General features: G+C 51.0%; 25 protein-coding genes and 2 tRNA genes. 20 read left to right on the plus strand and 7 right to left on the minus strand.

The window, feature by feature from the left end; translation table 11 throughout:
• Positions 1 to 10: 10 nt before the first annotated feature.
• Positions 11 to 997, minus strand: coding sequence for a dihydroxyacetone kinase subunit DhaK (gene dhaK / locus MKFW12EY_RS08825; RefSeq protein WP_221054384.1), 987 nt, complete (start codon positions 995 to 997; stop codon positions 11 to 13).
• A 29-nt stretch (positions 998 to 1,026) separates the two neighbouring features.
• Positions 1,027 to 1,848 (minus strand): HAD-IIA family hydrolase, encoded by an 822-nt coding sequence (locus tag MKFW12EY_RS08830; protein ID WP_054760638.1) that lies wholly within the window; start codon positions 1,846 to 1,848, stop codon positions 1,027 to 1,029.
• Between the two features lie 206 nt (positions 1,849 to 2,054).
• Here MKFW12EY_RS08830 and MKFW12EY_RS08835 point away from each other — a divergent pair.
• From MKFW12EY_RS08835 to MKFW12EY_RS08905, 15 genes are all read left to right on the plus strand, one after another.
• Positions 2,055 to 2,130: transfer RNA gene (locus MKFW12EY_RS08835), tRNA-Phe, on the plus strand.
• Between the two features lie 22 nt (positions 2,131 to 2,152).
• Positions 2,153 to 2,228, plus strand: a tRNA-Phe gene (locus MKFW12EY_RS08840).
• 147 nt (positions 2,229 to 2,375) lie between these two features.
• Positions 2,376 to 2,861: a ribosome maturation factor RimP gene (gene rimP, locus MKFW12EY_RS08845; RefSeq protein ID WP_054760642.1), complete on the plus strand. Its 486-nt coding sequence runs from the start codon at positions 2,376 to 2,378 to the stop codon at positions 2,859 to 2,861.
• Entirely contained in the window at positions 2,851 to 4,362 is a 1,512-nt protein-coding gene (nusA, locus tag MKFW12EY_RS08850) for a transcription termination factor NusA (protein WP_054760645.1), read from the plus strand. Before rimP ends, nusA begins: the two co-directional genes overlap by 11 nt.
• A 14-nt stretch (positions 4,363 to 4,376) precedes the next feature.
• Positions 4,377 to 7,010: a translation initiation factor IF-2 gene (gene infB, locus MKFW12EY_RS08855; RefSeq protein WP_221054385.1), complete on the plus strand. Its 2,634-nt coding sequence runs from the start codon at positions 4,377 to 4,379 to the stop codon at positions 7,008 to 7,010.
• Positions 7,011 to 7,012: 2 nt separating this feature from the next.
• Positions 7,013 to 7,408 carry a 30S ribosome-binding factor RbfA gene (rbfA, locus tag MKFW12EY_RS08860; RefSeq protein ID WP_221054386.1) on the plus strand — a complete coding sequence of 132 codons (396 nt, stop codon included), beginning with the start codon at positions 7,013 to 7,015 and terminating at the stop codon, positions 7,406 to 7,408.
• Positions 7,408 to 8,325, plus strand: coding sequence for a tRNA pseudouridine(55) synthase TruB (truB, locus tag MKFW12EY_RS08865; RefSeq protein ID WP_221054387.1), 918 nt, complete (start codon positions 7,408 to 7,410; stop codon positions 8,323 to 8,325). Before rbfA ends, truB begins: the two co-directional genes overlap by 1 nt.
• A 105-nt stretch (positions 8,326 to 8,430) precedes the next feature.
• Positions 8,431 to 8,700 carry a 30S ribosomal protein S15 gene (gene rpsO, locus MKFW12EY_RS08870; RefSeq protein ID WP_054760647.1) on the plus strand — a complete coding sequence of 90 codons (270 nt, stop codon included), beginning with the start codon at positions 8,431 to 8,433 and terminating at the stop codon, positions 8,698 to 8,700.
• A gap of 84 nt (positions 8,701 to 8,784) precedes the next feature.
• Positions 8,785 to 10,863, plus strand: a complete 2,079-nt coding sequence (pnp, locus tag MKFW12EY_RS08875) for a polyribonucleotide nucleotidyltransferase (RefSeq protein ID WP_221054388.1) — start codon at positions 8,785 to 8,787, stop codon at positions 10,861 to 10,863.
• A 246-nt stretch (positions 10,864 to 11,109) separates the two neighbouring features.
• The gene (locus tag MKFW12EY_RS08880) at positions 11,110 to 11,757 is read left to right on the plus strand and encodes a uracil-DNA glycosylase (RefSeq protein ID WP_054760691.1); all 648 of its coding nucleotides are present in this window, start codon (positions 11,110 to 11,112) and stop codon (positions 11,755 to 11,757) included.
• Positions 11,750 to 13,588: an excinuclease ABC subunit UvrC gene (gene uvrC / locus MKFW12EY_RS08885; protein ID WP_221054389.1), complete on the plus strand. Its 1,839-nt coding sequence runs from the start codon at positions 11,750 to 11,752 to the stop codon at positions 13,586 to 13,588. Before MKFW12EY_RS08880 ends, uvrC begins: the two co-directional genes overlap by 8 nt.
• The gene (pgsA, locus tag MKFW12EY_RS08890) at positions 13,578 to 14,138 is read left to right on the plus strand and encodes a CDP-diacylglycerol--glycerol-3-phosphate 3-phosphatidyltransferase (protein WP_054760649.1); all 561 of its coding nucleotides are present in this window, start codon (positions 13,578 to 13,580) and stop codon (positions 14,136 to 14,138) included. Before uvrC ends, pgsA begins: the two co-directional genes overlap by 11 nt.
• A gap of 67 nt (positions 14,139 to 14,205) precedes the next feature.
• Positions 14,206 to 14,817: a TetR/AcrR family transcriptional regulator gene (locus MKFW12EY_RS08895; RefSeq protein WP_064025185.1), complete on the plus strand. Its 612-nt coding sequence runs from the start codon at positions 14,206 to 14,208 to the stop codon at positions 14,815 to 14,817.
• Between the two features lie 42 nt (positions 14,818 to 14,859).
• Positions 14,860 to 16,131 (plus strand): Vi polysaccharide biosynthesis UDP-N-acetylglucosamine C-6 dehydrogenase TviB, encoded by a 1,272-nt coding sequence (gene tviB, locus MKFW12EY_RS08900; protein WP_221054390.1) that lies wholly within the window; start codon positions 14,860 to 14,862, stop codon positions 16,129 to 16,131.
• A gap of 3 nt (positions 16,132 to 16,134) precedes the next feature.
• Entirely contained in the window at positions 16,135 to 17,142 is a 1,008-nt protein-coding gene (locus tag MKFW12EY_RS08905) for an NAD-dependent epimerase (protein ID WP_221054391.1), read from the plus strand.
• 368 nt (positions 17,143 to 17,510) lie between these two features.
• On the opposite strand, the gene MKFW12EY_RS08910 is transcribed toward MKFW12EY_RS08905, so the two are convergent.
• From MKFW12EY_RS08910 to MKFW12EY_RS08925, 4 genes are all read right to left on the minus strand, one after another.
• On the minus strand, positions 17,511 to 19,589 hold the full coding sequence (locus tag MKFW12EY_RS08910) for a sulfatase family protein (RefSeq protein ID WP_221054392.1): 2,079 nt from the start codon (positions 19,587 to 19,589) through the stop codon (positions 17,511 to 17,513).
• Positions 19,590 to 19,591: 2 nt separating this feature from the next.
• Positions 19,592 to 20,881: a putative O-glycosylation ligase, exosortase A system-associated gene (locus tag MKFW12EY_RS08915; RefSeq protein WP_054760653.1), complete on the minus strand. Its 1,290-nt coding sequence runs from the start codon at positions 20,879 to 20,881 to the stop codon at positions 19,592 to 19,594.
• 42 nt (positions 20,882 to 20,923) lie between these two features.
• The gene (locus MKFW12EY_RS08920; protein ID WP_054760655.1) at positions 20,924 to 21,868 is read right to left on the minus strand and encodes a glycosyltransferase; all 945 of its coding nucleotides are present in this window, start codon (positions 21,866 to 21,868) and stop codon (positions 20,924 to 20,926) included.
• Positions 21,869 to 22,014: 146 nt separating this feature from the next.
• Positions 22,015 to 22,725 (minus strand): polysaccharide deacetylase family protein, encoded by a 711-nt coding sequence (locus MKFW12EY_RS08925; protein WP_245006472.1) that lies wholly within the window; start codon positions 22,723 to 22,725, stop codon positions 22,015 to 22,017.
• A 284-nt stretch (positions 22,726 to 23,009) separates the two neighbouring features.
• Between MKFW12EY_RS08925 and MKFW12EY_RS08930 the strand changes: the two genes are divergently transcribed.
• The 4 genes from MKFW12EY_RS08930 to MKFW12EY_RS08945 are packed head-to-tail and all read left to right on the plus strand — an operon-like array spanning position 23,010 to position 25,380.
• Positions 23,010 to 23,459, plus strand: coding sequence for an SUF system Fe-S cluster assembly regulator (locus MKFW12EY_RS08930; RefSeq protein WP_054760659.1), 450 nt, complete (start codon positions 23,010 to 23,012; stop codon positions 23,457 to 23,459).
• Positions 23,460 to 23,472: 13 nt separating this feature from the next.
• Positions 23,473 to 24,921 (plus strand): Fe-S cluster assembly protein SufB, encoded by a 1,449-nt coding sequence (gene sufB, locus MKFW12EY_RS08935; protein WP_064021901.1) that lies wholly within the window; start codon positions 23,473 to 23,475, stop codon positions 24,919 to 24,921.
• Complete coding sequence (locus tag MKFW12EY_RS08940) at positions 24,921 to 25,121, plus strand: hypothetical protein (protein WP_054760662.1); 201 nt, start codon at positions 24,921 to 24,923, stop codon at positions 25,119 to 25,121. Before sufB ends, MKFW12EY_RS08940 begins: the two co-directional genes overlap by 1 nt.
• 49 nt (positions 25,122 to 25,170) lie before the next feature.
• Positions 25,171 to 25,380: a type II toxin-antitoxin system HicB family antitoxin gene (locus tag MKFW12EY_RS08945; protein ID WP_054760663.1), complete on the plus strand. Its 210-nt coding sequence runs from the start codon at positions 25,171 to 25,173 to the stop codon at positions 25,378 to 25,380.
• Between the two features lie 24 nt (positions 25,381 to 25,404).
• On the opposite strand, the gene MKFW12EY_RS08950 is transcribed toward MKFW12EY_RS08945, so the two are convergent.
• A complete protein-coding gene (locus MKFW12EY_RS08950) occupies positions 25,405 to 25,746 on the minus strand; it encodes a hypothetical protein (RefSeq protein ID WP_245006473.1) in 342 nt (113 codons plus the stop codon).
• A gap of 273 nt (positions 25,747 to 26,019) precedes the next feature.
• Between MKFW12EY_RS08950 and MKFW12EY_RS08955 the strand changes: the two genes are divergently transcribed.
• Positions 26,020 to 26,670, plus strand: coding sequence for a hypothetical protein (locus MKFW12EY_RS08955; RefSeq protein WP_221054393.1), 651 nt, complete (start codon positions 26,020 to 26,022; stop codon positions 26,668 to 26,670).
• Positions 26,671 to 26,796 lie beyond the last annotated feature (126 nt).

Consider the following 26,796-nt stretch of genomic DNA (forward strand, 5'->3'; position numbering starts at 1 on the left):
CCTGGGCGGGCTAACAGCCCCAGCGCAGTGCTGCAGTATTTACCGGCGCGTCCCAGTAGGCCAGCATCTCGTCGTCCAGCAGGGTCAAGGTCAGCGAGCAGCCGGCCATGTCCAGTGACGTCGTGAAATTGCCGACCAAACTACGTTGAATGTTCAGTCCGCGCCGGTTGAACTGCTGCCAGGCCAGTTCGTAAATCGAATGCAGCTCGATTAACGGCGTTGCGCCGAAGCCGTTGACGTGCAGCAAGGCATGTTGCCCGGCGCCAATCTGCAATTCGTCGGCAATGTGCTCGGCCAATTGGGCGACGATTTCGCTGGCCCCGGCCAGTTTGACGGTTTCCCGGCCGCGTTCGCCGTGGATGCCGACGCCGTATTCCATTTCGTCCTCGGCCAGCGCGAACGTGGGGTGGCCCAGCGCGGGTACCGTGCAACTGGTAAGCGCTACGCCCAGCGATGCGGTTGCTTGATTGACGCGTTCGCCCAGGGCCTTGCAACTGGCAAGGTCGGCACCGGCTTCCGCCGCGGCACCGACGATCTTTTCGACAATCGTAGTGCCGGCTACGCCGCGCCGGCCGATGCTATGCGATTTCGGCAGAGAGATGTCGTCGTTGACCAAGACGCTGGCATTCGGCAGCGCTAGCATTTCCCCGGCCATTTCGAAATTCATCACGTCGCCGGCGTAGTTTTTGACGATGAACAATACGCCGGCGCCGCCGTCGACGGCTTCGGCTGCGGCCATCATCTGGTCCGGCGTCGGCGAGGTGAACACTTGGCCGGGGCAGGCGGCGTCGAGCATGCCGAAGCCGACGAAGCCGCTATGCAGCGGTTCGTGGCCGGAGCCGCCGCCGGAGATCAGCGCTACCTTGCCGGATTTCCGTTGTTTGCGGTAGACGAAGCGCGGTTCCGGATTCAAGTCCAGGATGTCGGCATGGGCCTTGGCAAAGCCTTGCAGGCTGGTATCGAGCAAGCTGTTGGGATCGTCGATGAATTTTTTCATGGAATGTCTCCGCGAATTTAAAGAGAGAATCAGGCCGGTAAATCCAGCAGCATCCGGGTGACGTCGCGGATATCCGGCACGATCCAGGTCGGGCCGAAGTCGGCGGCTTCCACGTCGGCCCGGCTGGAAACGCCGCTGAGTACCATCAGGCTGCGGATGCCGGTACGCACAGCGCCGAGAATATCGGTATCCAGGCGGTCGCCGATGGCTATGGTCCGCTCGGGGGGCGTGTTCAGCAAGCCCAGCGCTTGACGGTAGATGATCGGCTCCGGTTTGCCGATGATCATCGGCTTGACGCCGGTGGTGGCGGTTAACGCTGCCAGGATCGCGCCGTTGCCATGGGTTTCGCCGCGCTCGGTGGGTAGCGACATGTCGCCGTTGGTACCAATGAAGTGCGCGCCGGCTCGCAAGTTCAGCGTTGCGGTAGCAAGTTTGTCCCAGCTCAGCTCGCGGTCCATGCCGCAAACCACCAGGTGTGCCCGGGTTTGCGGTTCGGTATCGTTGAGTCCGGTCAAGGTAAAGCCCAAATCGATCAAAGGTTGGCGGGCGCCGATGCCGCCGATCACAAACACTCGGGTCGATTGCGGTTGGTAGCGCTGCGCCAAATATAAAGCGGTGGCCATGCCGGAGGTCAGAATTTCGTGTAAGCCAACTTCGACGCCCATGCCGGCCAATTTGGCAACATACTGTTCGGCGGTCATACTGGCGTTGTTGGTGGCCAATACAAAGGGCAGTTGCCGATTGCGCAGGGCCTGGAAGAAATCGCCGATGCCGGTCTGGGCGCGGTCGCCATGCCATAACACGCCGTCCATGTCGATGATTAAGCCGCGGACGTCGTTGAATTCTTGCATAACTGGTTTCGATGGTCGATGTTGGCGAAATGGCAAATGCCGGCTCGTAAACGGGTCGAAAACGAGCGGAACCGGGCTCTAAACGGCCGGCTAACAGGCGGCGAAGAATTGCATAAAAAGCCGTGCGTTGTCCAGTTCGTGGCGGAGTGCGTGTTTTTGCTTGACGAAATGCGGATAACCTAGTTTAATGGACGGCTCTTAACGCCGCCCAGGTAGCTCAGTCGGTAGAGCAGAGGACTGAAAATCCTCGTGTCGACAGTTCGATTCTGTCCTTGGGCACCACAGATTTTTTGGATAGGCCGTAGCCCAGGTAGCTCAGTCGGTAGAGCAGAGGACTGAAAATCCTCGTGTCGACAGTTCGATTCTGTCCTTGGGCACCATTCCTAAGCGTGGTTTGAAAAACCGAAAGCCCCTTTATGGGGTTTTTTGTTTTGTGGGCTTTCGAAAACGGAATCCCAAGGCAGTGTTTGACGTTTATGGAAGAGCCTGAGGCTCTTTTTTTTTGGGTTTGAAAAGGCGAGACGGCAATGAAACAGGCTCCGGAACACTTGGTGGATTTGATTGAGCCCATCGTGGAAGGATTGGGTTACGAATGCGTGGGCATCGAATATAACCCGCATCCTTCGCACGGTATGCTGCGCGTTTATATCGACAGCGAACAAGGTATTTTGTTGGACGACTGCAGCAAAGTTAGCCACCAGTTGAGCGGCATGCTCGACGTCGAAGATCCGATTCCCGGCGAGTACCAGTTGGAAGTGTCTTCGCCCGGCGCCGACCGGCCGTTTTTCAAACCAAGCCAGTTTCAGCGTTTTGTCGGCAGTAAAGTCAATATCAGCCTGTTTAAGCCGATCGATAAGCGGCGCAAACTCAGCGGCGAAATCAAAAGCGTCGACGGCGAGGCGGTAGTGATTCAAGAAGGCGAAAAGTTATTCAGCGTGCCGTTTCAGGCAATGAGCAAGGCGCGCTTGGCGCCGGATTACGATTTTAATAGAGGAGGTCGCAGTGGCGAATAAAGAAATTCTATTGGTGGCGGATGTTTTTGCCAACGAAAAAGAAATCGATAAGGAAATCATCTTTCAGGCGATCGAATCGGCACTGGAAGCGGCCACCGTCAAACGTTACGAAAATCCGGTTAAAGTTCGGGTTGCGGTCAACCGCCAGACCGGGGACTACCTGACCTATCGCCGCTGGCAAGTGGTCGACGCCAATCCGGAAATCAACGGCGATGTCGAGCATCCCGGCTGGCAGATTCTGTTGGAAGCCGCCCAGCTCGACAACCCCGAGGTGCAGGTCGGCGATTACGTCGAAGAAGAGATCGAATCCGTTGCCTTTTGCCGGATTGCCGCACAAACCGCCAAGCAGGTGATTATCCAGAAAGTGCGCGAAGCGGAACGCAAAAAAATCGTCGAGGCATACCAGGACCGGGTGGGCGAGCTGGTGACCGGCGTTGTCAAACGGCTGGAAAAGGGCAGCGTGTATCTGGATTTGGGCGGCCACGTCGAGGCTTACATTGCGCGCGAAGATATGATTCCGAAAGAGCCGGTACGCATGGGCGACCGGGTGCGCGGTTACTTGAAAGCGGTGCGTTCCGAACCGCGCGGCCCGCAGTTGTTCGTCAGCCGTACCGCGCCGGAGTTGCTGATTGCCCTGTTTCGCCTGGAAGTGCCTGAAGTGGGCGAGGGTTTGATCGACATTCTGGCTGCGGCGCGCGATCCGGGGTCGCGGGCAAAAATCGCCGTCAGAGCCAACGACCCGCGCTTGGATCCGGTCGGTGCCTGCGTCGGTATGCGCGGTTCGCGGGTGCAGGCGATTTCCAACGAATTGGCCGGCGAACGGGTGGATATCATCCTGTGGAACGCCAACGACGCCCAGTTCGTGATTAATGCCATGTCGCCGGCCGAAATCCAATCGATCGTGGTCGACGAAGATAAGCACAGCATGGATGTGGCGGTCGCGACCGACAGCCTGTCGCAAGCGATCGGCCGCGGCGGCCAAAACGTGCGTTTGGCCACCGAATTGACCGGTTGGGAATTGAATATTCTCGATGCCGCCCAGGTCGGTAAAAACCACGATGAAGCGGCCGCTAAGGCCAAGCAGCAGTTCATGGATTTGCTGGACGTCGATGAAGAAATCGCCGGCATCCTGGTCGATGTTGGATTGAATAACGTCGAGGAAATTGCCTATATCCCGGTCGACGAAATGCTGGAAATCGAAGGTTTCGACGAGGAATTGGTCGAAGCTCTGCGCAGCCGCGCCAAAGACGCATTGTTGATCAGTGCGATCGCCTCGGAAGAGAAAATCGAAACCGCCGAACCGAGTCCGGAGTTATTGGCCATGGAAGGTATGAGCGAGGAGTTAGCTAGAGAGATGGCGGCCAAAGGCATCGTGACTTTGGACGATCTGGCGGAGCAGGCCATCGATGATATTATCGAATTTACCGGAATGACCGAAGAGCGTGCTGGTAAACTAATCATGAAAGCCCGCGAGTCTTGGTTCGCAGAGGATAAGGGCTGAGACCGGAGGATATTATGAGCGATAAAACAGTACAGGAATTAGCGGAAGTTGTTGGCATCCCTCTGGAACGTTTTTTGGAACAGCTAAAAGAGGCCGGCCTTAGTGCCAGCGCGCCGGACGACGTTATCGACGACGACGAAAAAGTTAAGCTGCTGGCCCATCTGCGTAAGCGTCACGGTAAGACCGATGTCGACCAGGAAGCGGCCACGCCGAAACGGATCACATTGAAGCGCAGTACCAAGACCGAACTGAAACAATCGACTCCGCCCGGTGCGGCGGTCAAGACGGTCAGTGTCGAAGTCCGTAAGCAAAAAACGTACATCAAACGCAGCGATTTGCTCGGCAACGAGGAGCAAAGGCAAGCGGAGCTGGCTAAGCAGGCCTTGGAAGAGCAGCGTAAACAGCAGTTGCTGGACGAGGAAAAACGTAAGCAGCAAATCGAACTTAAAGCCGAGGAAGAAGTCGCCGCCGTCGCGGTAAGCAATGATGCGACCGTTCCGGAGCCGGTGCCGGTTCAACCGAGCCCGGCACCGGAAGCGCAGCCGGAAGTTCCGGCGGTTGAAGCTCCGGCTCCCGCCAAGCCGGTGGAAATGACCGAAGAGCAGCGGTTGGAAGAAGAAAAGAAACAACGTCTGGAAGCGGCGGTACAACGAACTGCCGAGAAGGTCAAAAAGAAAGCCGAAGCCAAGCAGCAACAAACTCTGCACAAGAAAAAAGCCGAATTCAAGCCTTCGCGCGGACCGACGCCGGATGTCGAAGTCGGCGGCGGCGACGCGCGGCGCGGCAAGGCCAAGAAAGCGAAACCGGCCCCGCGGCGGGAAAAACCTGAGTTCGAGATCGATCTGCACCAGGGTCGGCATAAGTTCGAAAAACCGCAAGCCCCCACCGTTTACGATGTCACGATTCCGGAAACCATTGTGGTGTCCGATCTGGCGCAGAAGATGAACATCAAAGCGGCGGAAGTGATCAAGCATTTGATGAAATTGGGCATCATGACCACGATCAACCAGACCATCGACCAGGAAACGGCGGTGATCTTGGTTGAAGAGATGGGTCACAAAGCCATCATGCAGAGCGAGGACGATTTCGAGCAGGAAATGTTGGCCGAAGTGATTGGCGATGCCGGAGACGTCAAGCTGTCGTCGAGAGCGCCGATCGTCACGATCATGGGCCACGTCGACCACGGTAAAACCTCGTTGCTGGACTACATTCGCAAAACCCGCGTCGCCGCGGGCGAGGCCGGCGGTATTACCCAGCACATCGGTGCATATCAGGTTAAGACCGACCACGGCGCGGTTACCTTCCTCGACACCCCGGGCCACGCCGCGTTTACCGCGATGCGCGCCCGCGGGGCGGAAGTCACCGATATCGTAATCGTCGTGGTTGCTGCCGACGACGGCGTGATGCCGCAGACCAAAGAGGCGATCGAACACGCTCGTGCCGCGAACGTGCCTATCATTGTCGCCCTGAATAAGATCGATAAGCCGGAGGCCAATCCGGACCGGGTCATGCAGGAGTTGGCCACGCTCAACGTGGTGCCGGAAGAATGGGGCGGCGACGTCCAGTTCTTGAAAGTGTCGGCGAAAACCGGCGCCGGCATCGACGATCTGATCGAAGCGCTGATCGTTCTGGCCGAGGTGTTGGAGTTGAAAGCGCCCAAAGACGGTATCGCATCCGGGGTCTGTATCGAATCGCGGCTGGATAAAGGCCGCGGTGTGGTCGCTACCGTGCTGATTCAGAAAGGTACGCTGAACAAGGGCGAGTTTGTCTTGTGCGGCCATGAATACGGTCGGATTCGGGCCATGTTCGACGAGAATTCGCATGCGATCAAGTCGGCCGGCCCAAGTGCGCCGGTGGAAATTCTGGGCTTGTCCGGTACCCCGGATGCCGGCGACGAGTTCCTGGTGGTGCAAAACGAGCGCGTGGCGCGGGAATTGGCGGCCCACCGGGAAGAGCGCAAACGATCCAGCCGCCATGCTGCGCAGCATGCGTCGAAACTGGACGACGTGTTCTCCCGGATGTCGGCAGGCGAAACTTCGACCCTCAACGTCGTCATCAAAACCGACGTGCAGGGCAGTCTGGAAGCCTTGCGCGAATCTTTGGTCGGCCTGTCGACCGAGGAAGTGCAAGTCAAGTGCATTTACGGCGGGGTCGGCGGTATCAACGAGGGCGATGCCAACTTGGCTTTGGCTTCCAGCGCGATTCTGATCGGCTTCAACGTTCGCGCCGATGCGGTGGCCCGCAAGTTGATCGAGGAAAAAGACATCGATCTGCATTACTACAGCATCATTTATGAAGCGATCGACGAAGTGAAACGCGCCATCAGCGGCATGCTGGCGCCGGACATTCAAGAGAAAATCGTCGGTCTGGCCGAAGTCCGCGACGTGTTCCGTTCGCCGAAGTTCGGCGCCATCGCCGGTTGTATGGTCGTCGACGGTTTCGTCAAACGCAATTTGCCGATCCGGGTGCTACGCAACAACGTGGTGATTTTCGAAGGCCAATTGGAATCGCTGCGCCGTTTCAAAGACGATGTCAACGAAGTCAAAATGGGCATGGAGTGCGGTATCGGCGTGAAAAACTATAACGACGTCAAAGCCGGCGACCAGATCGAGGTTTACGAACGTATCGAAGTCAAGCGGGAAATCTAAATATGGGTAAAGAATTCGGCCGCAGCCAGCGGGTCGCTTCGGAGATGCAGAAGGAATTGGCCGCTATTATGCTGCGCGACGTCAAGGATAGCCGGCTCGGTTTCGTGACGATCAACGATGTCGAGCTGTCGAAGGACTTGGCGGTGGCGAAAATTTTTGTCACCGTCTTGAATGCCGACGACGCCGGCAAGGCGGCTAATGTCAAAGTGTTGAACGAAATATCTCCGTTTATTCGTCACGAGTTGGCCAAGCGCATGCGCTTGCGGCATATCTCCGAATTGCATTTTTATTACGACAATTCCTTCGATACCGGTATGCGGGTCGCGGCCCTATTGCACGATTTGGAAGGCGGTAAGCCCGCTGCTGCTGGCGACGATACTCCGGAGCAGGACGCTTAATGGCAAAACGCAAGACCGGGCGCGATGTGCATGGCATCGTGCTGCTCGATAAGCGGCTGGGCGTGTCTTCGAACCAGGCGCTACAGGAGGTCAAAAGATTGTTCAATGCCAACAAAGCCGGGCATACCGGGGCTTTGGACCCGCTGGCGACCGGCCTGTTGCCGCTCTGTTTCGGCGAGGCGACCAAAGTGTCGGCGCTGATGCTCGACGACGACAAACGCTATTTGGTGACACTGCAGTTGGGGGTGATGACCGACACCGGCGACAGCGAAGGTAAAGTCATTGCCGAAATGCCGGTTCCGGCCTTCGACAACGTCCGCTTGCGCGACTGCTTGGCCGGATTTGTCGGCGAGATCGAACAAGTGCCGCCGATGTATTCCGCGCTTAAGCACCAAGGCAAGAAATTGTACGAGTTGGCTCGGGAAGGCAAGACCGTGGAAAGGCAGGCCAGGCGTATCAGAATACACGAGCTGCAGTTGATCGAAGCCGATATCGAGCATGGGAGGCTGACGCTGGACGTTTCGTGTTCTAAAGGGACTTATATCCGTTCCTTGGCCGAAGACATCGGTCACAGCTTGGGCAGTTGCGCCAGCGTAACGATGCTACGCCGGACCGCGGCCGGCATGTTTGGCATTGGCCAGGCTCATACCCTGACGGAGTTGCAAGCGATGAACGCCGAACAATTGCAGCAGGTTTTGATCGCATTGGACCAGCCTTTGCTTGGTATGCCGGAAATTGCATTGACAGCCGAACAAGCCGAACGCATTCGCCAAGGCCAGCGCATTCGCGTGGCGGAAGCCGCGGCGGAGCGGGTCAGAATCTATTCGCCGGAATGCTTTTTGGGGTTGGGGGAAATTTCAATGGATGGTAAACTAGCCCCGAAAAAATTGTTTCATCTGGATAGCCAAACTGCTTGATTATCCGGGTAAATGCACCGTCGCTGCACCCTATTGCGGAGACGGTGCCATCCTCGCCATCGCCAGATGGTTTTTTAAATCAAAATTAATCGATAGGGATTAAGAATGTCATTAACCGCAGAACAGAAAAAAGCCGTCGTTGAAGAATACCGTTTGTCGGAATCCGATACCGGCTCCACCGAAGTCCAGGTTGCCTTGTTGACCGCCAACATCAACCAACTGACTCCGCATTTCGCTACCCACAAGAAGGACAACCACTCGCGCCGCGGCCTGCTGCGCATGGTTAACCAACGCCGCAAACTGCTGGATTATTTGAAAGACACCGATGTGGCGCGTTACCGTTCCTTGATCGAACGCCTGGGTATTCGTAAGTAGCACAATCTGGAAACGGCGCATGGGGCGCCGTTTCTGCTTTAGGGCAAAATTTTCAGCATAACCTTTAACCGAAGGAACCTTATAGTGAATCCTATCAGGAAACAATTTCAGTACGGCGATCGTCTCGTCACGTTAGAAACCGGCGAAATTGCCCGCCAAGCCAACGGCGCGGTGATTATCGACGTCGAAGGCACCACACTGTTGGTGACTGTGGTCGGCAAAAAAGAAAGCAGCGGCGGCGATTTTTTTCCGTTGACTGTCGACTATCAAGAGAAAGCCTTTGCCGCAGGCAAAATTCCCGGTGGTTTTTTCAAACGTGAAGGCCGTCCGAGCGAGAATGAAACGCTGATCTCGCGCCTGATCGACCGCCCGATTCGCCCCTTGTTTCCCGAAGGTTTCACCAACGAAGTACAGATCATTGCCACCGTACTGTCTTTGAATCCGGAGATAGACACCGAGGCGCCGGCTATCCTAGGCGCTTCCGCGGCACTGGCCGTATCCGGCCTGCCGTTCAACGGACCGCTCGGCGCGGCGACCATCGGTTACATCGATGGCCAGTATGTGTTGAACCCTACCTTGCCGCAACTGAAGGAATCGCGTTTGCGTTTAATGGTTGCAGGTACGCAAAAAGCCGTGCTGATGGTCGAATCCGAAGCCGATTTGTTGCCGGAAGATGTGATGCTGGGCGCAGTATTGTTCGGCCACGAGCAAATGCAGGTTGCGATTAACGCGATCAACGAATTTGCTGCGGCAGCCGCGACCCCGGTAATCAGTTGGGCGCCGCCGGCCGACAACGAAGCCTTGAAAGCGGCTGTTGCCGCCGAAGCCGAAGCGCAAATCAAAGCCGCATACCAAATCCCCGAGAAATTGGCCAGACAGGATGCGTTAAGCGCGATCCGCAGTGCGGTGGTCGAAAAATTGACCGCGGAAGGCCTTTACGACGAAAAAGAAATTCGCAACGTCATCGAAACGCTGGAATATAACATCGTGCGCGGTGCGATCCTGAACGACCGCAAACGTATCGACGGTCGCGATTTGACCACGGTGCGGCCGATTACCATCCGTACCGGCGTACTGCCCAGAACCCATGGTTCCGCATTGTTCACCCGTGGCGAAACCCAAGCGTTGGTCGTCGCGACATTGGGCACAGAGCGAGATGCGCAAATCATCGACGCGCTGGCCGGCGAATACAAAGATACCTTTTTGTTTCATTACAACTTCCCGCCGTTCAGCGTCGGTGAAACCGGCCGTACCGGCTCGCCGAAACGCCGCGAAATCGGCCACGGCCGTCTGGCCAAGCGCGGTGTGCAATCGGTGTTGCCCAACATGGGCGAATTCCCTTACGTCCTGCGCGTCGTATCGGAAATCACCGAATCCAACGGATCCAGTTCGATGGCGTCGGTCTGCGGTAGCAGCTTGGCGTTGATGGATGCCGGCGTGCCTATCAAGGCGCCGGTAGCCGGTATTGCAATGGGTTTGATCAAGGAAGGCGACCAGTTTGCCGTGTTGTCAGATATCCTGGGCGACGAAGACCATTTGGGCGATATGGATTTTAAAGTCGCCGGTTCCGAGAGCGGCGTCACCGCGTTGCAGATGGATATCAAGATCGACGGTATCACGCCGGAGATTATGAAAGTTGCTTTGGACCAAGCCAAACAGGGCCGCCTGCATATTCTGGGCGAGATGAACAAAGCCTTGTCCAGCTCGCGTACTCAAATGTCCGACTTTGCGCCGCGTATCATCAGCTTCAAAATCGATCCAGCCAAAATCCGCGAAGTTATCGGCAAAGGCGGCGTAACGATTCGAGCCATCACCGAACAAACCGGCGCCAGCGTCGATTTGACCGACGACGGTACCGTCAATATCGCTTCGGTCGATAAGGCAGCCGGCGAAGAAGCCAAGCGCATGATCGAAGAGATTACCGCCGAAGTCGAAGTGGGTAAAACTTACGAAGGTAAAGTAGTACGGCTGATGGATTTCGGCGCGTTCGTGACTATTCTGCCTGGCAAAGACGGTTTGGTGCACATTTCGCAAATTTCCGACGAGCGCGTCGAGAAGGTCAGCGACAAGTTGTCCGAAGGCGATGTGGTCAAGGTCAAGGTATTGGAAATCGATCGCCAAGGCCGGGTGCGTTTGAGCATGAAGGAAGTCGATAGCGACTGATTTGTTGCCGTTGTTGCGTCGATTGGAAAAGGGCCGTACTACGGCCCTTTTTTTTGCGCCGCTGACGGGTTCGAATACTCGGCAGCGGATTACGCTGTGAGCGGTGGGTTATGGTAATGCGGGAGGGGCGTTGCGTTTTGCCGGTTTTCTGATTAGCGCCGGCTTCGCATATCCGGGCTTCCGACGTCGAAGCGGCAGAATTTCGTCGGCTCGGGTAAAATCAGCAAGATTTTTTTGGCTTTTGTTATGTTGGATTCGAATTGCTTTAACCAGGATTGTCGGGATTGCCAGCGTTTGGCAGGATTTCTCGATAACGTCAAGCTTAAATACCCTGATTACCACGCCCAGCCGGTTGCGCCGTTCGGCGATCCTGCTGCGCGGTTGCTGGTGGTCGGTCTGGCGCCGGGTATGCATGGCGCTAATGCCAGCGGCCGGCCTTTTACGGGAGATTATGCCGGGCTGCTGCTGTATCAAGCCTTGTACGATTTCGGTTTCAGTAATCAAGCGGATTCGGCCGCTCTCGACGATGGCTTGGTTTTGAACAATTGCCGGATCACCAATGCGGTGAAATGTCTGCCGCCGCAAAATAAACCTACCGGCGACGAAATTAAACGCTGCAATCGTTATCTGGCCGCCGAGATCGAGACTTTGCCGGACAATGCCGTCATTTTGGCTTTGGGTAATATCGCCCACCAAGCCGTGTTGCGCGCTTATGGCTTGAAAAGTAGTGCCGCCAAATTCGGCCATCACCAGTGTTTTCAGTTGCCCGGCGGCAATGTTTTGGTCAGCTCCTACCATTGCAGCCGCTACAATGTGCAGACCAAGCGTTTGAGCATGGCGATGCTGGCCGACGTATTTGCGACCATTCGATCTTTGTTGGCGGGCCGTGACTGATAGCGACGCAGCAGGCTTCGACGCCAAGGCTTTCATCAAAACGCTGACGCAACGTCCGGGCATTTACAAAATGCTGGGCGACAAAGGCGAGATTATCTACATCGGCAAAGCTAAAAACCTGAAGAACCGGGTGTCGAGTTATTTCAGGAGTAACGCCGCTTCGCCCAAACAGCAAGCGATGGTCGCTAAAGTCGCCGGCATTGAGGTCACTGTGACTCATACCGAAGGCGAAGCGCTGTTGTTGGAAAGCCAGCAGATTAAGCGCCACAAGCCGCGCTATAACATTAGTTTGCGCGACGACAAGTCGTATCCGTATGTGTTTATTTCCAGTTTTCACGACTTTCCGCAATTGACTTTCCACCGAGGCGCCAAAAAGCGGCGCGGCAGATATTTCGGGCCGTACCCGAGCGCCAGCGCCGTTAAAGAAACCTTGAAACTATTGCAGAAAATATTTCCGGTGCGGCAGTGCGAGGATTCCTATTACAACGCCCGTTCCCGGCCGTGCTTGCAGTATCAGATCGAGCGCTGTACTGCGCCTTGCGTCGGATTAGTGGCTAGGGAGCGATACGCCGCGGATGTCGACAACACTATTCTGTTTCTGGAGGGAAAGGGCGGATTGCTGATCGATCGGCTGGTCGGCAAGATGGAGGCGGCTGCAGCAGCGCTGGAGTTCGAACAGGCCGCTGCGTACCGCGATCAAATCGCGCGGTTGCGTGCGGTGCTGGAGAAACAATGCGTGGAAGGGGAGCGCGGCGATGTCGACATCGTTGCCTGCGCCGCAAAAACCGGCATGGCGTGTGTGCAAGTGTTTTACATCCGTAATGGCCAACACTTGGGCAATCGGCAGTTTTTTCCGAAGATGCTGGAGGAAAACCGTCCGGAAGAAATATTGCAGGCGTTTATTGCCCAGTATTATCTGGATAAGACGGCGCCGCACGAACTTATTGTCAGTCATGCTTTGCCGGAATCGGCTTTGGTCGGCGAAGTGCTGGCCGAGCAGGCCAAGCACGCGGTGGCGATCTCGAACAATGTGCGAGGGGAGCGATTGAAATGGTTGCAAATGGCGGTTACCAATGCCGAGAACGCGTTGGCCGCTCGTCTGGCGGATAAGCAGGGACTGTTCGGCCGATTCGCCAGTTTGCAGCAGGAGTTGGCTTGTGACGCCATTCCCGAAAGATTGGAGTGTTTCGATATCAGCCATACCCAAGGCGAACAGACCGTGGCGTCGTGCGTGGTATTCGACCGGGAGGGGCCGGTGAAAAGTGATTACCGGCGGTTCAATATCGAAGGCATAAGGCCGGGCGACGATTATGCGGCGATTTACCAGGCGGTTTACAGACGGTTCAAGCGCTTGAAGCAAGGTGAGCACCGGGCACCGGATATTCTGTTTATCGATGGCGGCAAGGGGCAGGTTGCGGAGGCGGAAAAGGCTTTGGCCGAATTGGAGATAAACGATGTTATGATAGTCGGGGTTGCCAAGGGGCCAGATCGCAAAGCCGGCATGGAAAAAATCATTCTGGTTGGTAATAGCCAGCCGTTGGATGTGACACCGGGAGCGTCCGCTTTACTATTGATTCAACAGATTCGCGACGAGGCGCATCGTTTTGCTATAACCGGGCACAGACAAAGGCGCGGTAAAGTCAATAAGCAATCGGTATTGGAGGATATCGCCGGACTGGGGCCGAAAAGAAGACAGGTTTTGCTGAAGCAGTTTGGCGGTTTGCAGGGGGTGTCCAGTGCGGGTGTGGATGCTTTAGCCAGTATAGATGGCATTAGCCGACAATTAGCGCAGCGGATTTACGATACGTTTCACCACCAAGATGGCCATTAGATTCACAATTCCGACTTATTTGACCTTGCTGCGGATCGCACTGATCCCGTTGTTGGCCGTCGTGTTTTATTTGCCTTGGCAATATTCGAATATCGCCAGTACGCTAATTTTTCTGATTGCCGGCGTTACCGATTGGTTGGACGGTTATTTGGCGAGAAAGATGAATATGCAAACGGCTTTCGGCGCCTTTTTGGATCCGGTTGCCGATAAATTGATGGTAGCGATCGTTCTGGTTTTGATTGTGCAGGAGCAAGGCAATCCTTTTTTGGCGGTGCCGGCGGCCGTTATCATCGGCCGTGAGATTGCCATAGCGTCGCTACGGGAATGGATGGCGGAGATCGGTCAACGGGCCAAGGTTAAGGTGTCGGTGTTGGGAAAGTGGAAAACCACTGCGCAAATGACTGCAGTCAGTTTGCTACTGTACCGGGAAGACTTATTCGGCTTGCCGATCAACTCTATGGGTTATTGGCTATTATATTTGTCGGCAATTTTGACGTTGTGGTCGATGGTCAATTACCTTGTAGCGGCTTTTTCCACCATCAGCGAATAAAATAATAAAGCGGTATTAATACTGCAATAACAGAGAGTAAACAGCAGGTAAAGCTGTATATAAGAGCATGGAACAAGAATTAGAATTAACATCAGAGAATACGCAGAAAAAAACGGTTAGCCAGGACGAAGTATTGCAGGCGGCGCTGAAACTGTTCGCCGAAAAAGGCTATTTCAATACGTCGTTGACCGATATCAAGAGTGCGCTGGGTATTAAAACCAACAGCGGGATTAACCAGTTTTTCAAAACCAAACAAGCCATCGCGCAGACTTTACACGAGAATATTCTCGATAGTTTAAGTATCTCGATAGACGATATTCGCCGCCGCAACCGTAAGGCGGCGGAACAATTGCGGGAAATTGTCGATTTATTGTTCCGACTAACCGACGATGCGCCCGAGGTTGTGCAGTTTCTGCTATTTGTCAATAGCGATGAGTTTTTGTCCGAACCCAAACCTTTAATCGAGACGGCTGCATTCGTCAAAATCAAGCGTATCTTTCAGAACGGCGTTAAAGACGGTGAAATCAAGGCCATTGATCCGTTGCTAGCCTACACTTACTTTTTTGGCATCATCAACCATACTTTGGAAATGGTGTTGAAAGGGGGGCTTCCCAAGACCGCCGATAGCTACCTCTCGCAAGCTTGGTTGGTGGCATGGGGCTGCATCGCCAAAAAATAACTCACTTAAAAAGTATCAGTCCGGCAGTGGAGGAATTAGTCGATGTTGGATAACATAAAAATTGGCATGATTGGTTTGGGCTATGTCGGATTACCATTGGCGGTCGAGTTTGGCCGTAAGTATCCGACAGTGGGTTTCGATATCAATCGGCATCGAATTGAGGAATTGCGTGCCGGGCGCGATCACACTCTGGAAGTCAGCGAAGAAGAGTTGGCTGCCGCCACAAAGCTGACCTACAGCGCCGATTTGCAGGATATAGCCGATTGTTCGGTCTACATTGTGACGGTGCCGACGCCGATAAACGAACACAAACAGCCCGATTTGACGCCGTTGCAAAAAGCCAGCGACCTGCTGGGCAAGGTTATTAAACGCGGCGATATCGTGATTTACGAATCGACAGTCTATCCCGGCGCCACCGAGGAAGTTTGCGTGCCGATTCTTGAGAAAGTTTCCGGTTTGAAATTTAACCAGGATTTTTACGTCGGCTATAGCCCCGAGCGAATTAATCCCGGCGACAAACAGCATCGGGTGACCAATATTCTGAAGGTAACTTCCGGCTCGACGCCGGAGATTGCCGAAAAAGTAGACGCGCTATATAAAAGTATCATTACTGCCGGCACCCATAAAGCCAGCAGTATCAAAGTCGCCGAAGCCGCTAAAGTGATTGAAAACACGCAACGCGACGTTAATATCGCGTTGATCAATGAGTTGGCATTGATCTTCAATAAACTGGGTATCGATACCGAAGAAGTACTATTGGCTGCCGGCACCAAGTGGAATTTTTTGCCGTTTAGGCCTGGCTTGGTGGGCGGGCATTGTATCGGCGTGGATCCTTACTATTTGACTCATAAAGCCCAAGCGATCGGTTATAACCCGGAAGTGATTCTGTCCGGTCGCCGCATCAACGACGGTATGGGCGTTTATGTGGTATCGCAACTGGTCAAATTGATGCTGAAAAAGCGTATCCACGTCCAGGAAGCCAATGTACTGATCATGGGTTTGACCTTCAAGGAAAATTGCCCGGATATACGCAACACCAGGGTAGTGGACATTGTTGCCGAGTTACATACTTACGGGGTTAACGTCGACGTATACGACCCTTGGGTCAATGGCGAAGAAGCGCGCCACGAGTATGGTATATCTCCTGTCGATCACCCGGAAAAAGGCAAATACGACGCAATTATTCTGGCAGTGGCCCACGATCAATTCCGACAAATGCCTATTGCCGAGATCAGGAGCTTAGGTACGCCGCAGACCATTATCTACGATTTGAAGTATTTGTTCCCGGCCGACCAAACCGATGCAAGGTTGTAAGCGATGAGAATTATGGTGACCGGCACGGCCGGTTTTATCGGCAGCCATTTGGCGATTAAACTGCTGGAACGCGGCGACGAGGTTATCGGTATCGACAATCTCAACGACTATTACGACGTCAATCTCAAGCTCAGCCGTTTGGCTCGAATCAAAGATTATTCCGGGTTTATCGACGTCAGATTGGATATTGCCGATCGGACAGGTATTGACGCCGCTTTCAAACGGTACCAGCCGCAAAAAGTTGTCAATTTAGCGGCGCAGGCCGGCGTCCGGTATTCGCTGGAAAATCCGCACGCCTATATCGATAGCAATATCGTCGGGTTTATCAATATTTTGGAAGGGTGCCGACACCACAACGTCGAGCATCTGGTTTACGCCTCCAGTAGTTCGGTTTACGGTGCCAATGAATCGATGCCGTTTTCGGTACATGACAATGTCGACCATCCGTTAAGTTTGTACGCCGCCTCGAAAAAAGCCAATGAATTGATGGCGCATACATACAGCAATCTGTATCGGTTGCCGACCACAGGGCTGCGTTTTTTCACGGTTTACGGACCTTGGGGGCGTCCGGATATGGCGTTGTTTTTGTTCACCAAGGCTATTTTGGCGGGTGAAAAAATCAAGGTGTTTAACTACGGCAAACACCGGCGCGATTTTACTTATATAGACGATATCGTCGAAGGCGTCATGCGTACGCTGGATCATAATGCTCAGCCCAATCCGGACTGGAACGGATTGAACCCGGACCCGGGCACCAGCAGGGCGCCCTGGCGCGTTTACAATATCGGTAACCAGAATCCGGTAGAATTGATGGCATACATCGAGACGTTAGAGCGCTATTTGGGCAAAACGGCGGAAAAAGAGTTATTGCCGCTACAACCGGGCGATGTCCCGGATACCTACGCAGATGTCGAAGCTTTAGTCAGCGATGTCGGTTATAAACCGAATACCAGTATCGAGCAAGGTATAGCGCGTTTTGTCGAGTGGTATTTAAACTATTATCAAGTGTAAGCGGTCGCGCAATTTTGCCGATTTTTTCTAGCAGGAGGCCCGAAAAAATCTTTCGGCAAATAGTGACTCTCCGAGCCGGGTTTTTGCGTGCCCATCAAGCATGCAATTTCTACTATCGGTTTGAATACTGGTATTCGAAAAAAATCGGCGTTCACGGGGGGGGGGGGGCGACTAATTGGTGTCAAATTTTTATTTTTTTCCTTAAATTATAGACTCAATTGGTCGCAAAAAAGAGTTTTTCATCAATCTGTTAGGCCAAAATAATCTAACTCTATTAATCTACATTGGCTTTATCAGCGAACAAATCTGATATTCTGAGCTACTAGAATCGCGAAAAACCATCGTGTTTTAAACAAAGTAGAGGTTACTCACTGCTGCGGGGCGGGTTTAACCGGGTCGTTCGCGATATGTGTATCCAATAGTACTTTCAGCTTATCGAATATATCCGGGAATTGATTAATAACATCTTTATATGGATCGGTTTCCAAATCATATAGCTGATAAATTGGGCCGTCATAAGTTGGAATGTATATCAGCTTCCATTTTTGATTTTGTATGGATCTGTTTTTGGCATAGATAACGTCCGGGTAAAATTTCTCGTTAACGACCAATGTTCCGCTATTTTTATTAGGTATATCCAATAACTCGACAATATTTGGATAGTATATTTGGCGTGGATGTAATCCTGGGATTTTCCCCAGCCATATCCCGGTTTCTTGGTACGCGAAAAGCTCAGGAGATGTCTGATTCTCGATATTAGGAACTAAACTAGTGCCGTCTATATTCTCTGGCCTTGGAATATTCAAAAGTTCCAGCAAGGTCGGCATTACGTCGATCGAGCGAGTAATTGGCTCGAATTCTATACCTTGTGGAATGCCGGGTCCTTTTAAAATCAATGGAATCTTACCGCTCGGGTCGTTTCCGATAAGGGTGTTTCCCTGTCCCCAGCATCCGGTTTCGAAGAAGTCGGCTCCGTGATCACTGTAGATTATGATGATTGTATTGTCTGACAAACCGGATTTATCTATATAGTCTATGATTTTGCCAACCTCGTCATCGAATTGTTTTACACAACTGTCGTAGAGATTGATAATTTGTGGTACGTCGAAAAACTCACTGCTTTTTTCTTGTTTGTTAATAACTTCTTCAGGGGACGCCAGTCGAGTCATTATAAATCGCGACTCTCCTTTGTAATCTCTGGAAGTGAATAAATTATAGTAGGGGTATTCGGAATTGAACGGGACGTGCGTAGTGGACGTGAACAAGTTGATAAAAAAAGGTTGTGAACTTTGTGCGCAGCGGGCCAAATATTTTCTGCACTCGCGGCCCAGTTGGCTCGTTAATGTCGCACCTGCCAAGTAATAAAATTCGGGTAGAAAACGTTTACCTAGTGCATTTTTTGCGAACAGCGATAGAACGTTTCTAATTAGAGAAGGTCCTTGGCGCAATAAAAGTTTAATGTTCCATTGGTCTTCAGCTACAGACGTTTCAGAAAAGTTAAAACTTAGTTTTGCAAAATCACCACCGCACCAGTCGGATATTGCTGCTGTGAGATATCCATGCTGATTAAGTATATCGATCAATGATGCGTGCGGTAACTTGCAATCCGGCTCGGAGGGATAATTGTCTCGAATACGGTGGTTCTGTGGCCATAGGCCGGTAAAAAGCGATGCAATACTCGGAGCAGTTCTGGCCAGAGGGGTGATGCAAGTTTTTAATCTGACGCCTTGGATTCTTAGTTTGTCGATGTTTGGAGTGAGATCGCGTGGGTAACCGTTGCCACCGATACGATCAGAGCGTAACGTATCGGCGCCTATCATGACAATGTTGGTTTTTTTTTGTTTGATTGATCGAATTAGCGGCGGCTCTTCTTCATGCACGGCATAGTAAATAGATAGGTAAAAAATAGCTGTAGCCAATGTGTAAAAAAGAAACGGCAGGTCATGTTCCTGTGCAGAGAAACAAAGTGCAGTAATCCAGGTCAAAATAAAAAATGATAATAATATATTCTTTATTAACCCAATTAAACTGGGGGATAAAAGCTCCCATAAGAAAAATAATCTTGAAAATCTATATTGAAAGGAAATTTGAATGCTTCCTGGAGAGTATAGTAGTTGGTGTAGAAAAAAATAAAATGTGATGGCTGCGCTTGAAATAAAGCAGCCGGGGTAGTTGCTAATCAAATTGAAACTTATATGAGAGGATATTTTTGAAATCGAATAAATAGCAATGCTGCCAGGTAGTGAAGTTAAATTGAATATAATAAATAACCAAAGCGCCAATCTTGCTGTAGCAAGTACTAGGTAGTAGCCAAATTGCTTTTCAATTTCCTTTCGAATTCTGGGGCCGGTTCTTGAATAGTTGCTCGCGGCAAGTGTTATAATGGTAATCGTTAAACAGAGTGCGGTAGTGAAACAACTATAAAGAGATATTAATAAGTTTTCCATCTCTAACGAATGGCTGAGTTTAAGTTACTATCAATGGCTTGTCTTCGGTTGGTTGTTAGTTTTTCGGAGGAGAGTCTTTCTTTTTCTGAAAATTCTTGCATGGCAAATTGCTTTATTAGTACCGATATAAATATCAAATGGTATATCAGATCCCAATAGGACAAGCCTAAAAAGGCGGTGCCTATCATATAGCAAATAATAGAGGCTCTGATCATAGAACTGTAGTGAACTACCCATTCCATGCCGTTAATCTGCTTGGCTTTTCCTTTCAAGCGGGTTAAATTTACAACGCTGCCAATTATCATGGATAGCCATAATCCGAAGGCGATAAAGCCGTGTTCGGCAAGCATTTCAATGTAAGAGCTGTGCCAATCGCGCATGGTGACATGTATCCAGCCATCGAATCCAGCGCCGGTAAATGGGTGACTCAAGGCGTAGTTCCACCCGTCTGTCCAAGCCTCTATCCGTGACATTGCCGAGGCGTCTTCCTCATAGGTCTCGAGAGTATGCATGCGCCCGAACCATTCATCAGGCATGGCTGGTATCATTAAGAATATTCCTGCAATAATAATCGGTATTATCAGGTGTTTACGTCTGCTATTTGAAATCAACATAAAAGTTAATGCTATCATCGTCAAAAGAGCTCCTCGTGACCAAGAAGATAACGAGGCTGCATAAATAACTGGGATGGATAGCGTTATGCCGGTTTTAAGCCATTTTTTAGTTAATTCTTTCTCCAAAACCAATAAAAGAGGGATGGCCATAAGCATGGCTACTGCAAACAAATTATTGTCTTCGAATTGCGTATTTGGCGGGCCGTAAACACGGTGTCCAAATGCAGTTAAAATTGCAAAAATGCCGCCTTTAACAGCTACAATACCAATTGAGGCGCCTATTGTTGAAATCAGGTAATAAAGCTTTTCTCTTGTATTGATTAATACCCATGTAAAATAAAAAGGTATAAATATTTTGCAAATAAACCAAAATTTTGCCCATGCGATTTCCTGTAGTGGCGCCTGAGTTGTTGTAAAAATAAAATATATCCAAAGCGCTATAAAGCTAGCGATGCGCCAGTCTCTAGGAATTGGTTGTTTATCTTTCGTTGCGAATGTACTGGCCGTTACCACTAAAAATAGAACGTAATAAACCGGCAGAGATCTTACGAATCCCCATGCGTAAGCGTGCGGATTTAGATAGCTGAATACTGCTAATGAAAGTACGCCCCACCATGGCTTTTTTATTGCAGCGATAATACAAGCTGCTAAAAATATCAGAACAACAATGTCGCGCACAAAATTATATTTTAATCGGATTGAATGGTGGTGGCTCTTGATTTATTCATATTTCCAAATAAATAAGCAGCCGATGATTTCGCCAGCAGTATAGCTGATGTTCATTGCTTGTCTCAAGCCGCTTCCTGTTTTTAGTAATTGCATTAACCATTTATAGGTTTGTTTAATGCTTTGCACTATTAAAAACGGCGGTACACCAAAAATTGCCCGATTGTATTCTGGGGAGTCATTTAACGCACAGCGGTACCCGGCTAGATAATGAATTTTTATAAAATATTCTTTTTTAAGGCGCCAAGCCTCTATTGCGTGCAGAATGACCATATCCGGCCTGTAACGAATTTTATGTTTCGATTTTAGTAATTGGTTGAACATAATTACGTCTTCGCCACCGCCTATAGTTTTTCCCTTCCGGTCGAATCTTTTATCGAATCTCAGCTCAGGGGTATTGCGGAATAGGTTCATGTCGTAAGCGATATTTCCAGCCCAGATTGGAGTACTCGCATCTTCGATCCAAAAAGCAGAGTTTCCGTGATCCAGTGCGCCTAAAAAACCCAGTAATTCGTCGCTCAGCCAATTTGGGCGTGCCAGCGTTCTAAAATCTATGTCGATGCGGCCGCCCACACATTCGGCGCCTTCGTTGATAATAGCGTCTACCGCTGCTTGCAACAGTCCGGGCTGAGGAAGTTCATCGTCATCGATAAAAACCAGAATGTCGGAGTCGAGAGATTCGGCAATCGCCCGATTACGCGCCGCTACGATACCTTGATTCGGCTCATGTGCGTATCTAAGCTTGGGTCCCGGAAGTTTTGATATACGCTCCAAAACGCTGTGCGTGTCGTCGTCGCTGTTATTATCGATGGCCAGTATTTCGAATGGAATCGGGCATGTTTGCATACGCATTGATGCCACTAAATTCGGCAATCGCTCTGCCCGGTTGAAGGTGCAGAAAGCAAAGGTAAGTTTTCGGCCCGAGCGATTTTTATCCATTTCAATTCGATTGCGGTCGAGAATAGTAGTTTATGTTCGGTAATTGCGAGCAGTCTGGCGTCGTCAAATAGCTTCCCCGTCGGGGAGGCTGTCGATCGAACGGGTTTTTGGAATTTCGTTTAACAGGCCATTACCGATTGCAGTTGTCACTGGATGCCGACATTGATGTGCAACTTGCTTAGTATGCGGCCAGTATAGTAATTCACGATTTTTTTCCAAGAAACGTCGTTGTCGGCATAGGCTAGTTTTCTAGCCAGTACGCTGGGGCTGTCGCCGGAAAATATCGCTATGCGGCGTACTAGAAAGGGGTTGTTTTCGCTTCCGAACCAACCGGGGCGGGTTGTGCAGGCGCGAGAGTAGCCCGAGCGTTCAGCAGCGGCAATCGAATCGGCGTTGAATCGGCCAAACGGATACGCCAAGCTTGTCACTGGGGTGGACAATAAGTTCTCCAGCACTTTTTTTGCGGTTTCGAATTCGGCCAATTGCTGGTCGTAGCTAAGCAGCGATAGGTCAGGATGCGAGCATGTATGGGACGCTATCTCCATGCCTGCTGAATGCATTTCGAGCAACTGTGCGGCGTCGAGCATTTGTGTTTGCCCGGAAGTTTTGCCTAGCCAGTGGGCGTGGCCGCCGATGCAGTCAGTTGTGATAAACCAAGAAGCCTTCATGCCCTGTTCCGCCAATGGTAAAAAAGCCCCTTGGAAGTTGTCTTTGTAACCGTCATCGAAAGTCAGCACCACGCTTTTCTCGGGCAACGACTGCGCTTGGTCCAGGTCCTTGAACAGAACGGTGCTCCAGCCGTTTTGTTGCAGGTATTTTAGGTGCTTGGCGAATACTTGAGATTTTATCGAATACACCGAATCCGGCGTTTCGTCCGGGGTGCCGTGGTACATCAAAATGATGGGGCTGCGTATGTGTGACATTGTTACAACTAATTCGGTGTCGGTTTACGGCTGAGTAGGCTAAAAGTGTATTGCAAAAATCCAAATGTTTCAGTGAAAGTTGGATTGCAATTATACGAGCACGGTTTCGGCGGGCCAGAACGAGTCTTTTGACAGCAATCTGTGTGCGGTAGAATAACCAAGCTATTTACTCGGAATTTAAAGTAGACTAAAATGGTCCTAATTTTGGAGGACGGTGAATGTTGCGGCTGAGTAAATTAACTGATTATGCAACGGTAATCCTAAGCCACATGGCTCGGGAGGCAGATCGTTTACACGGTACTTTTGAGCTCGCCGATGTTACCGGGATTGCCCAGCCGACGGTCAGTAAAATTTTGAAAATTTTGACCAAGGCGCATGTCGTCGTATCGGTGCGCGGCGCTAAAGGCGGATATGCTTTGGCCCGGGAGCCGGGGAGAATCACAGTGGCCACAGTGATTAGCGCCCTCGAAGGGCCAATAGCCTTGACCGAATGCAGCGCTTCGCACAAAGGCTGCGATCAGGCCAGCGGTTGCCGAATTCAGGGTAATTGGCATCTGATAAACCAGAAAATTGCGAATGCGCTGGAATCGGTCACTCTGGCCGATATGGTGTCGCCATTTAAGCAGCCGGAAGAAGTATATATTTCGGTTAACCAATTGTTTCGATAAGTATTAAAAGCCTATGTCCACATCCGCTCAAGAAATCGAAAACCTGATCAGCCAGGAATACAAACAAGGCTTCGTCACCGAACTGGAAGCCGATACCTTTCCGCCGGGCTTGGATGAAGACGTGATTCGCCGTTTGTCCAAGGTCAAAAACGAGCCCGAGTTCATGCTCGAATACCGGCTGAAGGCGTTTCGCCATTGGCAAACCATGCCGTCGCCGGATTGGGCGCAACTGAAAATCGACCCGATCGACTATCAGGCCATCAGTTATTACTCGGCGCCAAAGTCCAAGAAAGATGGCCCGAAAAGTTTGGACGAAGTCGATCCCGAGTTGCTGGAAACCTATAAAAAGCTCGGCATTCCTTTGGATGAACAAGAGCGCTTGGCGGGTATAGCGGTTGATGCCGTGTTCGATAGCGTCTCCGTTGCCACCACATTTAAAGGCAAGCTCAAAGAAGCGGGAGTGATTTTTTGCCCTATTTCCGAAGCGCTGCAAGAACATCCGGAGTTGGTTAAACAATACCTCGGTAGCGTGGTACCGGTTGGCGACAATTTTTTCGCCGCGTTGAATTCTGCAGTGTTTACCGACGGTTCCTTCGTTTACATCCCCAAAGGCGTGCGCTGCCCGATGGAGTTATCCACCTATTTTAGAATCAACGCCGCCAACACCGGCCAATTCGAAAGAACCTTGATCATCGCCGACGAAGGCTCGCATGTGTCCTATCTGGAAGGCTGTACCGCGCCGATGCGCGACGAAAACCAGCTACATGCAGCGGTGGTCGAGTTGGTCGCCCTGGATAACGCCCAAATCAAATATTCCACCGTGCAAAACTGGTATCCCGGCGATAAGGATGGCAAGGGAGGGATCTACAACTTCGTGACAAAACGCGCCGAATGTCGCGGTCACAATTCCAAAGTCTCCTGGACCCAAGTCGAAACCGGTTCGGCGATCACCTGGAAATACCCGAGCTGCGTGCTGTTGGGCGACGATTCGGTCGGCGAGTTTTATTCGGTGGCGTTGACCAACAATCTGCAACAGGCCGACACCGGCACCAAGATGATCCACATCGGCAAGAACACCCGCAGTACCATTGTGTCCAAGGGGATTTCTGCTGGCAAGGCCCAAAACACTTATCGCGGCTTGGTGAAGGTTGCTAAATCCGCCACAAACGCCCGCAACCATACCCAATGCGATTCGTTGTTAGTCGGGGATAAATGCGGCGCGCATACTTTTCCCTATGTTGAAGTGAAGCAACCGACTGCGCAGGTCGAACACGAAGCGACCACATCCAAGATCAGCGAAGATCAATTGTTCTTTTGCCAGCAGCGTGGTTTATCGGCCGAAGATGCGGTGTCGATGATTGTGAATGGTTTTTGTAAGGAAGTGTTTAAGGAATTGCCGATGGAGTTTGCGGTTGAGGCGCAGGCCTTGTTGGGGATTAGTTTGGAGGGGGCCGTTGGGTAATGGGCAAATACGATAAGCTGCTGTATAAGATTCTCGGCGGCAGATCGGATGGCAATATCGCCTTTGCCGAGTTGATGCAGTTACTCCAACGAATGGATTTCGAGGTCAGAATCCGCGGCGACCACCACATTTTTACTCGCGTCGATATTGCGGAAATTTTGAATTTGCAACCAAACGGCGCAATGGCAAAAAGCTATTAAGTCAAACAAGTGCGACAAGTGATCGTCAAATATCAATTGGGATTACGTGATGAATAAATACGAAATGATTGTTTATTGGAGCGAGTCGGATCAAGCCTATCTTGTGGAAGTGCCGGAGCTATCAGGTTGCATGGCTGATGGCAAAAGTTACCAAGAGGCTGTCAAAAATGCCGAGGTGGTGATCCAGGAGTGGATCGATACTGCTTTGGAGCTGGGTAGAGTGATTCCTGAACCCAAGGGGCGATTGTTGTATGCGTAAATTGTTGGTTTTCGTAGGTTGGGTTTACCCCTTAGGGCATAAAAGGCGATAACCGTAACCCAGCACGATGGTTTTCGGATTATTTGGTGGCTTTTGTTTTTGTGGTGTCGCTATCGCGAAGGATGGTTTTGAAGTCGGGTCTCGGCCCGACGGCCGAGTGACTTTTCTTTGCTTGGCCAAAGAAAAGTCACCAAAAGAAAGGCCACCCGGAATTCCGCCAATTTCCTGCGCTTTTACGAAAACCATCCATGGTTTTCGCCTTGCGGGCCAGCCTATCGGCTGTTCAAATTTGCTCCAGGCAAATTTGTCGCTTTTGGCGAGGGTTTTCGGAAGGGGCTTCCCAGCCCCTCCGAAAACGAGCGGCATCCCTGCCGCTCCCCTGCGGGCTGATCTCGCCAAATACCCAAAGGGCACAAGAGCTGCGATGCTCGGGGCGGAATAACGGGAATAACCCCTTCTTGGATTTAAAGCGATTGGAGTTTTGGATGGGCAAAAATTTTTAGGATCTGCCGACGAAAGGAGGCGCATAGTTAGTGCTAGATGCGCTTCACTCCGTTCAGCACAGCCTACGAGTTGCTCAACTCATCCTATAAACACTATTTGAAATAAATATTGGGTTTAATAGGTGAAGAGTTAAAGATGCGAAAATCGGAAGCGAATGTATTTAAAACGAAAGAAATGATTTTTATATACGCAATTGTTTTATTTGTTTTTGCTAGCTATTTTATCAACTTTAATGATCAAATTTCGAATGATACTCAAGTTTGGGCGGCATTTGGGAGCTATATAGGTGGTATCCTCAGTCCTATCGTGGCTGTATTTGCTTTTTACTTGATTTGCAAGACTTATGAATTGCAGAAAGATGAGCTTGAAAAGACAAGGCAGTTGCTACAGCAATCAACTGATGCGCAAGAGAAGAATATAAAACTAGCTGCACTAACTCAATTTATCAATATAAATTTAGAACGTATTAGTGTTTTGCAAGTTGAATATGATCGAATGTTAAATTGTCTTATTTCTGGAGTTAATAATACGCAGATTGTGCATAGATTAATGTTTCTCGAAAAGTATAGAGGACTTGGAAATGTTTCTCCAGATGACCCTCAATTTGAAAAAGAGATAGAAGAGTCTGATCAACGATCTGCTGAGTGTGATTCGCTCCAAAATGAACTTAGGGAAATTGGTGAAGAGTTTTCAATGATGTTTTTTAGGTTGCGGAGTATAGAAATAGAGATTTTTGAATATAATATGGACATCGACAGTTTAAAAACAAAAATCATAAACATTTAACCCAGAGTAGGTCCGATTAGCGAGGCGTAATTGGACCTACTATTTCGATTTATAGCTTTAATTTGCGGGGTGGTTTTCTTCCCGTTTTGCCGCGCCGAGCACCGGAGGGTTGAGCGGAGTTGCCCG

The organism is Methylomonas koyamae, from assembly GCF_019669905.1.
In the GTDB taxonomy this organism is placed as follows: Bacteria; Pseudomonadota; Gammaproteobacteria; order Methylococcales; family Methylomonadaceae; genus Methylomonas; species Methylomonas koyamae.